Annotated in this window: 1 protein-coding gene; it reads left to right on the top strand. The window is 62.8% G+C overall.

Translation table 11 applies throughout. The features are described from left to right. Positions 1-93: 93 nt before the first annotated feature. A complete protein-coding gene (locus NUX24_RS05745) occupies positions 94-18,099 on the top strand; it encodes an Ig-like domain-containing protein (RefSeq protein WP_257830207.1) in 18,006 nt (6,001 codons plus the stop codon). Positions 18,100-18,220: the final 121 nt, after the last annotated feature.

Here is an 18,220-nt window from a genome sequence, read left to right as displayed (position 1 = left end):
AGTCTGACAATAATGGGTGTTTTTTCCCAGGGATAGCTACATCCGTCTGGTGGACATATCCACAGGAATCCGTACACCTGCAAGGAGAAGAATATGAGTAACGTAAAAGTTGTTGATGTCATCATTCGCAAAACGGCGGAGAAAACGAAATTAACCGGCGAAGGAAATCTGTCGGTCTCTATTTCATCCCCGAGCGTGATTGAAATCCAGGGTTCTGCTCAGGATGTGGTGCGCTATGTCCGCCAGGGTAAAGATCTCCTCATTTATATGAAAGATGGCAGCGTTATTCGCTGCAATAACTATTTTGTTGAAGATCCTGAAACGCATAATCAGTCAGAGCTGGTATTCAACGATCGTCAGGAACTGACGCATATTTCTTTTGCCGATACCGGGGAAGCATCGGGTGCTGCGGTGACCGAGTTAACCGCGCAGGCCACACCGATTAGCAGCATTCAGCCTTTCCTCGAGCAGGAAAGCGTCTTAAGCGACGCCCCGTGGGGCTGGATTGCGGGAGCGGCATTAGGTGGCGGTGCCATCGGGGCGCTGCTGGCAAACGGCGGTGACGGCGAAACTAAAACGAAAGTTATTGATAACACCAAAGAAGTTGAAAGCGCTACGCCGACCTTCTTGCTCTCGGATAAAGCGGGTGACAAGCAGGGCGTGCTGAGTGCAAACGAGATCACGGACGACAGCAACCCAACCTTTAGCGGCACCGGTCAGCCGGGTGCGACCATCCAGATCAAAGACAGCAGCGGCAGCACCATTGCCAGCACCATGGTCGGTAAAGACGGCACCTGGACGGTAATGTTACCGACCCAGACGGACGGGGAGCACACCTGGTCAGTCGTGCAGATCGACGGCAGTAAAACCACCTCAGCGGGCAGTATCACCGTGACGGTCTCTACCGCCGAAGCCGCCATTACGCTGGCCACCACGGCGGGCGATAACGTGCTGAACGCCAGCGAGCAATCCGCGGGCTTTACGCTTTCGGGTGCCAGCAAAAACCTGGCGCAGGGTACCGAACTCACCGTGACGCTGAACGGCAAAACCTACACGGCTGAAGTGGGAGCAGACGGCGCGTGGCGCGTTGACGTGCCTGCGGCAGACGCGAAGGCGCTGGGCGATGGTACCTGGACGGTCAACGTCAGCGGCAAAGACGCGGCGGGTAACACCGTCAGCGGAAGCCAGACGATTGGCGTGGATACCACTGCGCCAACCCTCTCTGTCGATACCCTCGCGCAGGACAACATCATTAATGCGGCTGAGCACAACCAGCCGCTGACCCTGACCGGTAAAACGAACGCGGAAGCCGGTCAGATCGTCACGGTCACGCTGAACGGTAAAAACTATAACGCCACGGTGGGCAGCGACGGCACCTGGTCCGTCACGCTTGATGTGAACGACGTGCAGGCGCTGAATGAGGGCAATCACACCCTGACGGTTAACGTTAGCGACAAAGCGGGCAACGGCTCGTCCGTAACGGCAGATTTCACGGTGGATACCGCCGCACCGGTCGTCACCATCCATACCGTGGCGGGCGACGATACACTCAATATCAGCGAGCAGGGCCAGGCGCAGATTATCTCCGGGCTGGCGAGCGGCGCGGCGGCGGGCGATGTGGTCACCGTGACCCTTGGCGGCCAGACCTTCACCGGCGTGGTGCTGGCGGACGGCAGCTGGAGCGTGGGCGTTCCGGCGTCCGTGCTGGGCGCGCTGGGTGAAGGCAACCACACGCTTTCGGTTTCCGTCACTGACGCGGCAGGCAACACCGGCAGCGCCACGCACGGCATTACGCTGAGTGGACACCCGCCGGAATTTACGATTGACGCCATCAGCCAGGACAACGTGCTGAATGCCCAGGAGGCGATGCAGCCGCTGAGCCTGACCGGCACCAGCAATCTGCCGGACGGCAGCGCCATCACCGTGACGCTCAACAACGTCAGCTATCAGGCCACCGTAGAAAACGGTATCTGGGCAGTCCAGGTGCCGGTTTCCGACGTCCTGAATCTGGCGAACACGCTTTATACCGTCAGCGTCAGCGGGACCGACAGCGTAGGTAACAGCGGTTCTGCCGAGGCGAATCTGCTGGTGGATACCGTACTTCCGCAGGTCATCATCAACACATTTGCGGGCGACAACCTGGTCAATAACGCCGAAGCGGGCGTCGAACAAACCCTCAGCGGTCGCGTCACCGGCGCGGCGGCGGGCGATACCGTCTCCATCACAGCCGGCGGCAAGAGCTACACCGCAACGGTTGGGAGCGATCTGACCTGGAGCGTGAAAATCCCGTCAGCGGATCTTCAGGCGTTCGGCGACGGGGATTTAACCTTCAGCGCGTCCGTCACCAACGGGCACGGCAATACCGGCACCGGCGAGCGTGATATCAACATCAACGCGGAGCTGCCGGGTCTGCGCGTGAACACCATTTCCGGCGATGACGTGATCAACGCCATCGAACAGCAGCAGGATCTGAGCGTCACCGGCTCCAGCACCCATCTGGCCGCAGGCACGCAGATTATCGTCACCATCAACAGCGTGGAGTACGTTACCGCGGTGAACGCCAGCGGCAACTGGCAGATCGGCGTTCCGGCGGCGGACCTGCAGGCCTGGACGGCGGGCGGCATGACGGTTAGCGTCAGCGCGGTAGATGCCTGGGGCAATCCGGTTGCGGCTGAACACCCGATTGAACTCGATCTGAACGCCGTGGCGGTCACCATTGATACCGTCTCCGGCGATGACCTGCTGAATGCGGCAGAAAAAGGCAGTGATTTAACCCTTTCCGGCCAGACGCAGGGCGTGGAGGCGGGGCAGACCGTGGTGGTGAAATTCGCCGACCAGACCTTCACCGCGCAGGTGCAGCAGGATGGCTCCTGGAGCCTGACCGTACCCGCCAGCGCCATGGAAACCCTGATCGACGGGCGCGCGCAGGTGAGCGTCAGCGTCACTAACGTCAGCGGCAACAGCGCCGACGCGTCGCGCGTGGTCACGGTGGATACGCAGCCTCCGGCGATTACGCTCGATAACCTGACCGCCGACAACATCATCAATGCCGCTGAAGCGCAGCAGGATTTACTGTTAAGCGGCAGCAGCAGTGCGGAACCCGGCCAGACGGTCACCGTGACGCTGAACGGCAAAACGTATCAGACCACGGTCCAGACGGACGGTACCTGGCAGCTGAGCGTCCCGGCGGCAGATGTGGGTGCCCTGACGGATGGCATCGTTACCGTGACGGCCACCGTCAGCGACGTGGCGGGCAACGCCAGCAGCGCCGATCGCGTGGGTCTGGTGGACGCGACCGTACCGCAGGTGACCATCAACGACTTTGTCACCGACACCAACACCGTAAACCAGCTCGCCCATTCACAGGCGCAGATCCTGAGCGGTTCCGTCACCGGTGCGGCGGCGGGCGACCTGGTCACCATCACCATTAACAGCGTCGACTACACCACCGTGGTGGATGCATCCGGCAACTGGAGCCTTGGCCTGCCGGCATCCGTCGTACAGGGGCTGACCGACGGCACCTGGACTATCGACGTCTCCGTGACCGACAGATCCGGCAACACCGGAAGCAATTCGCTGGATGTGGTGGTGAACACCTTGACGCCTGTCATCGGTATCAACACGCTGGCGGCGGACGACGTGATCAACGCGACCGAGAAGGGCGAAGATCTGCTGCTCTCCGGCACCAGCAACCAGCCGGAAGGCACAACCATTACGGTGACTCTGAACGGCATTCAGTACACCGCCACCGCTGACGCCAGCGGAAACTGGAGCGTGACCGTACCGGCCTCGGCCGTAAGCGCGCTGGGAGAAGCCCATTACACCGTGACGGCGAGCGTCACGGATAACGTAGGCAATAGCGCCTCAACCACGCACGATGTGCTGGTGGACAGCTCGCTGCCGGTGGTCACGATCGACACCCTGGCGGGCGACAATATCGTTAACGCAGCGGAAGTGGCGGCAGGGCAAACCCTGACCGGTAAGGTGACGAACGCGGCGTCAGGTGACACTGTCACTATCATCCTTGGCGGCCAGACGTACACGGCCACCGTGCAGGACGATCTCACCTGGAGCCTGCCGTTAAGTGAGAGCCAGTTCACCGCGCTCGGCAACGGCGACCTCACCGTATCCGCCAGCGTGACCAACGGCCACGGCAATACCGGCTCTTCTTCTCTCGACTTCACCATCGACGCCCAGCTTCCGGGGCTGCGCATTGATACCGTCGCGGGCGATAACGTCATTAACGCGATCGAACACGCCCAGAACCTGATTGTGTCCGGTACCAGCACCGATCTGGCGGCGGGCAGCGCCGTAACCGTGACCATTAACGGTAAAGCCTATTCTGCAACGGTGCTGGCGGACGGTACCTGGCAGGCGGCAGTACCGGCGGCTGATGTGTCCCAGTGGACGGACGGTTCGCTGGATATCAAGGCAAGCGCGCAGGATGCTTCCGGCAACCCGGTGGCTATCGGCACCGTCGTGGACGTCGATCTCGCGCCTGTCGCCATCACCATCAGCAGCGTGACCGACGATAACGTGCTCAACGCGGCGGAAAAAGGCCAGGATCTGCTGCTTTCCGGCACCACGTCCAACGTTGAAGCGGGTCAGACCGTGACCATCACCTTCGCGGGTAAAACCTATACCACGACGGTGGATGCCAACGGCGACTGGACCTGGACCGTTCCGGCAGCCGATTTGAGCAGCCTGAAAGACGGTGACGCCAGCGTGCAGGTCACCGTCACCAACGTGAACGGCAACGCGGCGTCTTCGGCGCAGGAATTCAGCGTCGATACCACCGCGCCGACGGTGACCATTAACACCATCAGCGGCGATAACATGCTTAATGCGGCTGAGGCGGCGCAGGATCTGACCCTGAGCGGCACCTCGACTGCCGAAGCAGGCCAGACGGTCACCGTGACCTTCAACGGCAATCAGTACACCGCGCAGGTGCAGGCGGACGGCAGCTGGACGCTGGACGTGCCTGCGGCGGATATGGCAGGCATCGCCGACGGCAGCGCGGCGGTCACGGCGACCGTGTCCGATAAGGCTGGCAACCCGGCCAGCGCGGGCTCCTCGGTGCTGGTCGACACCACCGTACCGCAGATTTCATTCAACATCGTTGCGGGCGACGACGTCGTGAATATTGCCGAGCACGGCCAGGCGCTGATCGTCTCCGGTAAGGTGACGGGCGCGCAGGCGGGTGACGTGATTACCGTGACCCTGAACGGCAAAGACTACACCGCCATGCTGGACGCGTCCGGCAGCTGGAGCGTGGGCGTTCCGGCGGCGGACGTAGGTGCGCTGGTTAACGGCGAACAGACGATCTCCGCGACCCTCACCGATAAAGCCGGTAACAGCACCACCGAGACGCACGCGTTTAACGTTTCCCTGACCGCGCCGGTGGTTGCCATCAATACCCTGGCGGTTGACGACGTGATCAACGCGACCGAGAAAGGCCAGGATCTGCTGGTGTCCGGCACCAGCAACCAGCCGGACGGAACCAGCATCATAGTGACCCTGAACGGGATTAACTATACGGCGACTACCGACGCCAGCGGGAACTGGAGCGTTACCGTTCCGGCGGCAAACGTCTCCGCGTTGGGCGAAGCAAGCTACGTCGTGACGGCGAGCGTAACCGACGCTGCAGGCAACAGCGCGAGCACCGGCCACAGCGTGCTGGTCGACAGCGCGCTGCCGCAGGTCACCATCAACCCTGTCGCCACGGACGATGTTATCAACGCAGCGGAAGTGGCTGCCGGTCAGACCCTGAGCGGCAAAGTAAGCGGCGCGGCGAGCGGTGACACTGTCACTATTTCAGTTGGTGGCAACATCTGGACCGCGACGGTTCAGGACGATCTGAGCTGGTCGGTCAACGTGCCGTCTACGGTCTTAACCGCCATCGGGAACGGCGATCTGACCGTGTCAGCCAGCGTCACCAACGGCCACGGCAACACCGGAACCGGCGAGCGCGACATCACCATTGATGCCAACCTGCCGGGCCTGCGCGTCGATACCGTAGCGGGCGACGACGTGATCAACAGCATTGAGCACGCCCAGAATCTGATTATCACCGGCTCCAGCGAAGGCCTGGCAACGGGCGCGGCGTTAACGGTCACCGTCAACGGCAAAACCTACGCGGCCACCGTGCTGGCGGACGGGACCTGGACGGCAGCCATTCCGGCGGCGGACGTCAGCGCGCTGAATGCGGGCACGGTCACCGTGACCGTGGACGGCCAGAGCGCGGCGGGCAATCCGGTTTCCATCAGCCATGACGTGAAGGTGGATCTGGCGACCGTTGCCATCAGTATCAACGCCATCGCCACCGACGATGTAATCAACGCGGCGGAGAAAGGCGCGGACCTGGTGCTGTCCGGCTCCACCACCAACGTAGAAGAAAACCAGACCGTCACCATCACCTTCGGCGGCAAGTCGTACACCGCGACGGTGGATGCCGACGGCAACTGGACGGCGACCGTACCGTCTGCCGATTTGGGCAGCCTGAAGGACGGCGATGCCAGCGTGCAGGTAAGCGTCACCAACGTGAACGGCAACAGCGCGTCGGCAGGCCGCGAGTACAGCGTGGACGCCACCGCGCCGACGGTATCTATTGAAATTGTCAGCGACAACAACATCATCAATGCGGCCGAAGCGCAGCAGGATCTGGTCGTTAACGGCGTGACCAACGCCGAAGCGGGCCAGACCGTCACCGTGACGCTGAACGGCGTGGACTACACCACCACCGTTGAGGCTAACGGCAGCTGGAGCGTGACCGTGCCGTCCGCGGATCTGAGCGGTATTACCGACGGCAACTACACCATCAGCGCCGCCGTATCGGATAAGGCAGGCAACCCGGCCTCTGCGGATCGCGACGTATTGGTGGATACCACCGTTCCGCAGCTGACCATCCACACCGTTTCCGACGACGACGTGATCAACAGCGCCGAGCATGCGCAGGCCCTGATTGTCACGGGTTCCGTGACCGGCGCGGCGGCGGGTGATGTGGTCACCGTTACCCTCAACGGCAAATCGTACACCGCCACACTGGATGCCTCCGGCAACTGGAGCGTTGGCGTGCCTGCGGTGGACGTCACCGCGCTGGCCGCCGGGGATTACACCATTACCGCGGCGCTGACCGATAAAGCGGGCAACAGCAACAGCGCCACGCACGGCGTGGAGGTGAACCTGACCGCGCCGGGGCTGACCATTGACACCGTTTCCGGTGACGATGTGATCAACAATACTGAGAAAACACAGGATCTCACCCTCTCCGGTACGGCTTCCGGCCTGGCGGCGGGCGCGGTGGTGACCGTGATGCTGAACGGCAAAGCGTACAGCGCGCAGGTGGACGATAACGGGAAATGGACGACTACCGTTCCGGCGAGCGAAGTCGGTCAGCTGGGTGAGGCGCTTTACACCGTCACCGCATCGGCAACGGACAGCGTTGGCAACAATACCAGCACGTCGCACACCGTGAACGTGGAATCCGTTCTGCCGGGCGTGATCGTCAACACCATTGCGGGCGATGACGTGATTAACGCGGCGGAGCTGGCAGCCGGGCAGACCATCAGCGGTAAGGTGATGAATGCCGAAGCGGGCAACACCGTGACCGTGACCATTGGCGGCAACAGCTACACCGCCACGGTGCAGAGCGATCTCTCCTGGTCCGTTAACGTGCCGTCGGACGTGCTGACGGCGCTGGGCAACGGCGATTTGACGGTGTCGGCCAGCGTGACCAACGGCGTCGGCAACAGCGGATCCGCTGAGCGCGATATCACTATCGACGCTAACCTGCCGGGCCTGCGCGTGGATACCGTGGCGGGTGACGACGTGATCAACAGCATCGAACACGGGCAGAACCTGATTATTACCGGCACCAGCGACGGGCTGGCGGCGGGCGCGGCGCTGACCGTGACCGTTAACGGCAAAACCTATCCTGCGACCGTGCTGGCGGACGGCACCTGGAGTGCGGCGATCCCGGCTGCGGACGTGGGTGCGCTGAATGCAGGCACGGTCACCGTCACCGTTGCGGGCCAGAGCAGCGCCGGTAATCCGGTCTCCATCAGCCATGAGGTGACAGTGGATTTGGCGACCGTTGCCATCAGCATCGATGCGATTGCCGCCGACGACGTGATTAACGCCGTCGAGAAGGGCGCGGATCTGGTGCTCTCCGGGGCGACCTCGAACGTTGAGGAAAACCAGACCGTTACCATCACCTTCGGCGGCAAGAGCTACACCGCGACCGTAGGCGCCGACGGCAAATGGACGACCACGGTGCCAGCGGCCGATCTGGCGGGTCTGAAAGACGGCGACGCCAGCGTGCAGGTGAGCGTCACCAACGTCAACGGCAACAGCGCCTCGGCGGGCCGCGAGTACAGCGTGGATGCGACCGCGCCGTCCGTGACCATCAACACCCTGGCGACGGACGACATTCTTAATGCCGCCGAAGCGAAGAGCGATCTGACCGTGTCCGGTACCAGTACCGCCGAAGCGGGCCAGACGGTGACCGTGTCGCTGAACGGCAAAGACTACACAACAATCGTCAGCGCGGACGGCAGCTGGACGCTGAACGTTCCGGCGGCCGATCTGGCAGGATTAACCGACGGCAGCGTCACCGTTACCGCATCGGTCAGCGACAAGGCGGGTAACCCGGCGTCCGTAGACCACAACCTGACGGTGGATGTGACCGTTCCTGCGGTCACTATCAACACCATCGCGGGTGATGATGTGATTAACGTGGCTGAACACAGTCAGGCACACGTTATCAGCGGCACCGCCACCGGCGCGGCAGCGGGCGATAAGGTGACCGTCACCATCGGCGGCCAGACCTACACCACCGTGCTGGACGCGGCAGGTAACTGGAGCGTCGGCGTACCGGCAAGCGTGATTTCCGGCCTCAGCGACGGCACCGTGACCGTCACGGCGTCGGTTACCGACGCGGCGGGCAACACCGGCACCGGCACGCATAACGTGACCGTTGATACCGGTCTGCCTTCGGTCAGCTTCAACGCCATCAGCGATGACAACGTCCTGAACGCGGTTGAAAAGGGTCAGGATCTGAGCGTCAGCGGCACCAGCGCCAACCTGGCGGAAGGCACCGTGGTGACCGTGACCCTCAACGGTAAAAACTACACGGCCACCACGGCGGCAGACGGCACCTGGAGCCTGACGGTTCCGGCAGCGGATCTGGCCGGTCTGGGTCAGGCCAACTACACCCTGAACGCGACCGCCACCAACGGGGTGGGCAACAGCGTGAGCAACACCGCGAACCTGCTGGTGGACACCGCGCTGCCGACCGTTACCATCAACACCGTGGCGGGCGATAACGTCATCAACGCGGCGGAAGTGGCCGCAGGCCAGACGCTGAGCGGCACCGTGGCGAATGCCGAAGCGGGCAATACCGTGACCGTGACCATTGGCGGCAACAGCTACACCGCGACGGTGCAGAACGATCTGACCTGGTCCGTCAACGTGCCGTCAGACGTGCTGACGGCGCTCGGCAACGGCAGCCTGAGCGTGACGGCGACCGTCACCAACGGACACGGCAACACCGGCACCGGCGAGCGCGAGATCGCGATCGACGCTAACCTGCCGGGTCTGCGCGTCGATACCGTGGCGGGCGACAACGTGGTCAACAGCATCGAGCACGCGCAGAACCTGATCGTCAGCGGATCCAGCGACGGGCTGGCGCCAGGCACGGCGCTGACCGTCACCGTCAACGGCAAAAACTATGCGGCCACGGTGCTGGCGGACGGCACCTGGAGTGCAGCTGTTCCGTCTACCGACGTGAGCGCGTGGCCGGAAGGCACCGTCAAAATCAGCGTGACCGGCGACAGCTCAGCGGGCAATCCGATTACCATCAGCCACGACGTGACGGTGGATCTGGCGACCGTTGCCATCAGCATCAACGCCATCGCCACCGACGACGTAATTAACGCGGCGGAGAAGGGCGCGGATCTGGTGCTGTCCGGTGCGACCACCAACGTGGAAGCCGGGCAGACCGTGACCATCAGCCTGAACGGCAAAATCTATACCGCGACAGTAGACGACAGCGGTAACTGGACTTACACCGTGCCGTCTGCGGATCTGGCGGGTCTGAAGGATGGCGATGCCAGCGTGCAGGTGAGCGTCACCAACGTCAACGGCAACAGCGCCTCGGCGGGCCGCGAGTACAGCGTGGATGCGACCGCGCCGTCCGTGACCATCAACACCCTGGCGACCGACGATATCCTGAATGCCGCCGAAGCGAAGAGCGACCTGACCGTGTCCGGCACCACCACCGCCGAAGCGGGCCAGACGGTGACCGTGACGCTGAACGGCAAAGACTACACAACAACCGCAGGCGCGGACGGCAGCTGGACGCTGAACGTCCCGGCGGCCGATGTTGCGGCCCTGACGGACGGCAGCGTGACCGTCACCGTAAGCGTCAGCGACAAGGCGGGTAACCCGGCGTCCGTTGATCACAACCTGACAGTGGACGTCACCGTTCCGGCGGTGACCATCAACACCGTGGCGGGCGACGACGTGATTAACCTTGTTGAGCATGGCCAGGCGCACATCATCAGCGGCACCGCCACCGGCGCGGCAGCGGGCGATAAGGTCACCGTGACCATCGACGGTCAGACCTACACCACCGTGCTGGACGCGGTGGGGAACTGGAGCGTCGGCGTACCGGCAAGCGTGATTTCCGGCCTCAGCGACGGCACCGTGACCGTCACGGCGTCCGTCACCGACGCGGCGGGCAATACCGGCACCGGCACGCATAACGTGACCGTCGATACCGGTCTGCCGTCCGTGGCGTTCAACGCCATCAGCGGCGATAACGTGCTGAACGCGTTGGAAAAAGGTCAGGATCTGAGCGTGAGCGGCACCAGCGCCAACCTGGCGGAAGGCACCGTGGTGACCGTGACCCTCAACGGCAAAAACTATTCGGCCACGACCGCGGCAGACGGCTCCTGGAGCCTGACGGTTCCGGCAGCGGATCTCGCGGGTCTGGGCGAAGCCAACTACACCCTGAGCGCAGCCGCGACCAACGGCGTGGGCAACAGCGTCAGCAATACGGCGACCCTGCTGGTCGACACCGCGCTGCCGACCGTTACCATCAACACCATTGCGGGCGATAACGTCATCAACGCGGCGGAAGTGGCAACTGGCCAGACCATCAGCGGCAAGGTAGCGAACGCGGAAGCGGGCAATACCGTCACCGTATCCATTGGCGGCAATACGTACACCGCGACGGTACAGAACGATTTGACCTGGTCCGTTAACGTGCCGGAATCCGTCCTGACCGCGCTGGGCAACGGTGATTTGACCGTGTCGGCGACCGTCACCAACGGCCACGGCAACACCGGCGCGGGCGAGCGCGAAATCACTATCGACGCCAGCCTGCCGGGCCTGCGCGTCGATACCGTGGCGGGCGACGATGTGATCAACAGCATCGAGCACGGGCAGAATCTGATCGTCACCGGCTCCAGCGACGGGCTGGCGGCAGGCACCACGCTCACCGTCACCGTCAACGGAAAAACCTATGCGGCCTCCGTGTTGGCAGACGGCACCTGGAGCGCGGCGATCCCGGCGGCAGACGTCGGCGCCTTCTCAGCAGGTACGGTCACCGTGACCGTTGCAGGCCAGAGCGCGGCGGGCAACCTGGTGACCATCAGCCACGATGTCACCGTCGATCTGTCTGCCGTTGCCGTCAGCATCGATGCGATTGCCACCGACGACGTGATTAACGCGGCGGAGAAAGGCGCGGATCTGGTCCTGTCCGGCAGCACCTCGAACGTGGAGGAAAACCAGACCGTTACCATCACCTTCGGCGGCAAGACGTACACCGCGAAAGTGGACGCTGACGGTAACTGGACGGCCACCGTGCCGTCTGCGGATCTCGCGGGCCTGAAGGACGGCGATGCCAGCGTGCAGGTGAGCGTCACCAACGCGCACGGCAACAGCGCCTCTGCGGGCCGGGAGTACAGCGTGGATGCGACCGCGCCAGCCGTGACCATCGATACGGTCGCGGGCGATAACGTGATTAACGCCAGCGAAGCGTCTGCGGGCGTGGCTATTTCCGGCACCACCACGGCGGAAGTCGGTCAGACGGTCACCGTGGCGCTGGGCGGTAAGAGCTATACCGCGCAGGTGCAGCAGGGTGGAATCTGGAGCGTGAACGTGCCGGGTACCGACCTGTCCGCTCTGGCGGATAACGGCTACACCGTGCAGGTCAGCGTGAGCGACGCCGCGGGTAACCCGGGCAGCGCGGGCAAAGCGATTACGCTTGATACCACGCCGCCGACCGTCAGCTTTAACGCTGTCGCGGGCGATGACGTCATCAACAGCGTGGAGCACGGGCAGGCGCAGATCGTCAGCGGCACGGCAACCGGCGCGAGCGTCGGCGATAAGCTGGTCATCACCATCGGTTCGAACCAGTACACCACCACCGTGGACGCCAGCGGTAACTGGAGCGTGGGCGTTCCGGCCAGCGTGATTTCCGCGCTGACCGACGGCACCGTGACCCTCAGTGCGACGATTACCGACAGCGCGGGCAACAGCAGCACCCAGACTCACGACGTGGTGGTCAACACCGCCTCCGTGGCGCTGACCATCAATACCCTCAGCGGCGATGACGTCATCAACGCGGCTGAGGCGGGCAACTCGCTGGTGATTAACGGCTCCAGCGCCCAGTTCGCCAGCGGGACCCAGGTTACCGTGACGCTGAACGGCAAGAGCTATACGGCCACCATCCAGAGCGACGGCAGCTGGACGACCACCGTACCGGCCGCCGACGTGGGCGCCCTGGCCGATGGCGCGAGCTATCAGGTGTCCGTGTCGGCGCAGGACAGCGCGGGCAACAGCGCGTCGGCGACGCACGGCATCAGCGTGGATACCACTGCGCCGGTCGTGAGCATCGCGACGCTGTCGGCTGACGATATGCTGAACGCGACAGAAGCGCAGCAGCCGCTGACCGTGCACGGCTCTTCCAGCGCGGAGGCGGGTCAGACCGTCACCGTGACGCTGGGCGGCAAATCCTACACCGCCACCGTCGCGAACGACGGGACGTGGACGCTGGATGTTCCGGCGGCAGATCTGGCCGCCCTGAGCCAGGGCGCGCTGACGGTCACCGCCTCGGTCAACGACAAAGCCGGTAACAGCGGCCAGACCACGCACACCTTAACGGTGGATACCGTCGCGCCAACCGTGACCATCAGCACCGTCGCCGATGACGACATCGTCAACAACGCGGAGCAGCTGGCGGGCCAGACCATCAGCGGCACCACCACGGCGGAACAGGGCCAGACGGTGACCGTCTCCTTCAACGGGCACAGCTATCAGGCGACCGTCGGGGCAGACGGTTCGTGGTCTGTCTTCGTGCCGGGCCGTGATTTCCTCGGCCTGAGCGACGGGGAGTACACCATCACCGCTTCGGTAAGCGATAAGGCGGGCAACCCGGGCAGCGCGACGCACGACGTAACGCTGAACGGCGATGTCCCAACCATCACCATTAACACCTTTGCGCAGGACGATATCGTCAACGCCGCCGAGCACGGTACGCCGCTGGTCGTCAGCGGTACCACCGACGCCCCGGCGGGCCAGACGGTGACCATCACGCTTAACGGCAAAACCTACACGGCGACCGTCCAGAATGACGGCAGCTGGAGCTATACGGTGGGCAGCGCAGACGTGACCGCGCTGGCAGACGGCGGTTCTTACGTCATCAACGCGCAGGTCAGCAACACCATCGGCAACAGCGGCAGCGATAACCACACCGTGACCGTGGATCTCACCGCGCCGTCGATGGGCATTACGATTGATTCGCTGCAAAACGATACCGGCCTGAGCGCGAGTGATTTCATCACCAACGACAGCCAGGTCGTGGTCAACGGCTCGCTGACCGCGCAGCTCGGCAACAACGAGAAGGCGCAGATCAGCCTGGATGGCGGCACCACCTGGATTGACCTGACCGTGACGGGCACCACATGGCGCTACACCGATGGCCGCACCCTGACGGACGGTACGTATCAGTACCAGGTGCGCGTTATCGATAACGCCGGTAACGTGGGGGCAACGGACAGCCAGGACGTGGTGATTGACCTGACTAAGCCTGCGGCAAGCACCATTACGGTCGATTCCATCACCCAGGATACGGGCCTGTCCGGCAGCGACTTTATCACCAGCGACAGCCAGATCAGCCTGAAAGGGACGCTCGGCGCGGCGCTGGGCAGCGGCGACCACGCGCAGATCAGCCTTGACGGCGGCGTCACCTGGACCGACGTCAGCGTCAGCGGCCTGAGCTGGACCTATGTCGATGGCCGCACGCTGGCCGACGGGGATTACAACTACCAGCTGCGCGTGATTGACGACGCGGGCAATATCAGCGCCACCGCCAGCCAGGTGGTGACCATTGATACCGTTGCGCCGGACGCAAGCAAAACGATCGCTATCGACAGCATCAGCGACGATACCGGTCTGAGCAGCAGCGACTTTATCACCAACGATACGTCCCTGACGCTGCACGGCTCGCTCGGCGCGACGCTTGCCGACGGCGAATATGCCCAGATCAGCATCGACGGCGGCGTGACCTGGCAGAACGTCATCGTCACCGGCAACAGCTGGTACTACGTCGATAGCCGCACGCTGGGTAACCAGACCTATGATTACTACGTTCGCGTGGTGGATGCCGCCGGCAACGTGGGGGCCAGCGCCCATCAGCAGGTGACCGTCGATACGGTCGCCCCGGATGCGGCGATTACGGTGACCGTGGATAACATCACCGTGGATACCGGCTTCGACAATAACGACTTCCTGACCAGTTCGACCTCGTACACGCTGCACGGAACGCTTGGCGCAGAGCTCGGCGCGGGTGAATTCGTGCAGGTGAGCATGGACGGCGGCAGCACCTGGGTGTACGCCACCGTTAGCGGGACGCAGTGGAGCTACAGCGACACCCGTACCCTGACCGACGGTAGCCATAACTACCAGGTGCGGGTCGTTGACCAGGCGGGGAACGTCGGAGCCACCACCTCGCAGGCGGTGACGGTGGATACCCAGGCGCCGCAGTACGGCGTCACCATCGACAGCATCAGCGAAGATACCGGCCAGTCCGGCAGTGATTTCATTACCATGGACACTACGCTGACCATCAACGGTTCGCTGGGCAGCGCGCTGGCAAACGACGAGCGCGTGCAGATCAGCCTCGACGGCGGGAATACCTGGCTCGATACCACGGTCACCAACCAGCGCTGGAGCTACACCGATACCCGCGATCTGGCTGACGGGGACTATACCTACCAGGTACGGATTATCGACCAGGCGGGCAACGTGGGCTCCACCGCCTCTCAGGTGGTGACCGTGGACACCACGCCGCCAGCGACGGTAGGCACGGTAGTGAGCTATACCGACGGCGAAGGCGAGCGTCAGGGCACCTTTGGCAGCGCGGTGGCAACCGACGATAACTCGCCGCTGATCAACGGGACGCTGAACCGCGCCCCGGACGACGGTGAAATTGTGCAGCTCTACCGTGACGGCGTTCTGCTCGGCCAGGTGACCATGAACGGCAGCGCGAGCTGGTCCTTCCAGGACAACGGCCTGAGCGACGGCAATCACACCTATATCGTGCGCGTCACCGACAAAGCGGGTAACTACACGGAATCGGACGGCTTTGTGCTGAACGTCGATACCAGCATTCCGACCACCACGGCGGCGATTACCGCGCAGACCACGTCGGACACTACGCCGATCGTCAGCGGTACTGTCTCCGCTGACCTGGTGAACGGTGAATATCTGGTGGTGACGGTGAACGGCAAAACCTACACCTCCCAGACGGGCGGTGCGGTGGTGGTCGACCCGGATCACAACACCTGGTATCTGCAGATCCCGGACGGCGATGCACTGAGCGTGTCGAGCTACAGCGTGACGGCGCAGGTGAAGAGCAGCGCGGGTAACGGCAATACCACCGGTACGGCGACCGGCAGCCTGGTGATTGATACCACTTCGGTGAATACCGACTGGGCGACCACGGCGGGGAACAGCAACAACTCGACCATGACCCTCGGCATGAACAGCAGCGGTCTGTGGAATATCATTGCTAACGGCCAGTCTTACTCCAGCAGCGATAATTCGAGCTATGCCGGAAATACGCTGACCAACACCCGCGGCTACTACGTGGTGAGCCAGACCGCCGCCGACTTTGACCGTAACGGCACGCAGGACATCTTCGCGACCGAGAATACCTACGCCGGCTCCACGCAGGTGATGTGGACCTATGATGGCAGCACCTATAACGCCAGCCAGCTGGCGATGGGCACCACCATCTGGTACGGCGGCGTGATCGCGTACGACAAAACCGGGGATGGCTATCTGGATCTGGCGTACGGCGATGCCGGTATGGACTCACTGACCTACCTGGTGAACAACAACGGCGTTCTGTCGCCGGACGGCACCGGCGGGGAAGGCGGGTTCTACGGTCAGTTCGATTCCGGGCGCGAAATTTCCGGGGTTGACCTGAACAACGACGGCACGGTGGATATTGTTCAGCACACCAACCGCAGCGGCGCGTACTCGTTAACCGTGATCAACAACAACGGTAACGGCACGCTCTCCATCGGCCAGAACCTGACCAACGTGTTTGTGGTCAACGCCTCGAATACCACCACGGCGGCGTCCATGACGTGGGCGGACTTCAACGGCGATGGCTACATGGATCTGTACCTGGGCAGCAGCTACAACAACAACGGCGGGGTGATCTACTACAACGACGGTACCGGGAAGCTCTCTGCCACCAAGAGCGCGGTGGAAGCCTCTAACGCCACGGCGGGCTATCTGTCGGTGGCGGTGGACTGGAACGGTGACGGGCAGATGGACATCATCAAGCTCAGCACCTACGGCGGCTCGCAGACGGCGACCCTGTTCACCAACAACGGTTACGGTTCCACCTGGACCTCAAGCCAGCTGGCGTCAGGCCTGGCGAACGTCACCGGCGTGGCGGCAGTGGACTACAACTGGGACGGCGCGCAGGATCTGCTGGTCTCTCAGCAGAACGGCAAGGTGGTGCTGGTGCAAAACAGCAAAACCATTGCTGATGGCACCGCGATGCACCTGCACATTGTCGACAGCGAGGGCATCAACGCCTACTACGGTAACACGGTCAATCTGTACAACGCCGCGGGCGTGCTGGTGGCCTCGCAGATCATCAACGCCCAGTCCGGTATCGGGTCGAACGATACCTCTGCGCTGGTGAGCTTCTACGGGCTGGACCCGAATGAGACTTACTCGGCGGAGATCCTGAAGATCACCAACGGCGTGTCGGATAACGTCACCTGGACCGGCCTGGAGGCGGGCAACGGCAAAGAGGGCTATGTCCTGACGGCCGAAGCTACCACCGGTGGCCACAGCGGGACCATCACCGGGACCGGGTATAACGACACCTTCATCGCAGAGGATGGCACCTATACCTACAACGGTTCCGGCGGCTGGAATACCCACTCCGACTACGACACCTGGAGCAACACCGGTGGGATGGACGTGGTGGATTACCGCAACGCGACCTCCGGCGTTAACGTTGACTTGCGCCTCTCAACCGCGCAGAACACCGGGTTCGGTACCACGCGACTGTTGAACATTGAAGGCATCAACGGCTCGGATTACGACGACGTCATTACCGGCAACAGCGGTGATAACCAGTTCGAAGGGCGCGGCGGAAACGACACCTTCAACATCGGCAGCGGCGGTCACGATACGTTGCTCTACAAGCTGATTAACGCCTCGGATGCAACGGGCGGTAACGGTCACGACGTGGTGAACGGCTTCACGGTCGGTACCTGGGAAGGGACCGCGGACACGGATCGTATTGACCTGCGCGATCTGCTCTCCGACAGCGGCTATACCGGCACGGGCTCGGCGAGCTACGTGAACGGCGTGGCCACGCTGGACAGCAGCGCGGGCAATATCAGCGATTACATCCGCGTGGTGCAGAACGGCAGCAATACCGAGATCCAGGTTGACCTGGACGGTACAGGCGGTCAGTTCTCGCCAACCACCCTGGTGACGCTGAACGGCGTGCAGACGGATCTGGCGACGCTGCTGGCGAACCATCAGCTGTTAATTGCGTAAAACAACGCCGCGGGGAGCGATCCTCGCGGCCTTTTGCGTTTCTTTACATGAATAGCCATAACCCTATATTTCACAAGATTATTTTGCGGGCTCGTTTAGAGAGTGTTCGTTTTTCAATCAT

The organism is Enterobacter sp. HG048 (assembly GCF_024702055.1).
In the GTDB taxonomy this organism is placed as follows: domain Bacteria; phylum Pseudomonadota; class Gammaproteobacteria; order Enterobacterales; family Enterobacteriaceae; genus Enterobacter; species Enterobacter dykesii.
The sequence above is the reverse complement of the archived record's forward strand: the minus strand, read 5'-3'. Positions and strand labels throughout refer to the sequence as shown.

What these genes read in the sequence shown, in the direction of transcription:
- NUX24_RS05745 (WP_257830207.1), top strand. Translation starts at nt 94, where the DNA reads ATGAGTAACGTAAAAGTTGTTGATGTCATCATTCGCAAAACGGCGGAG.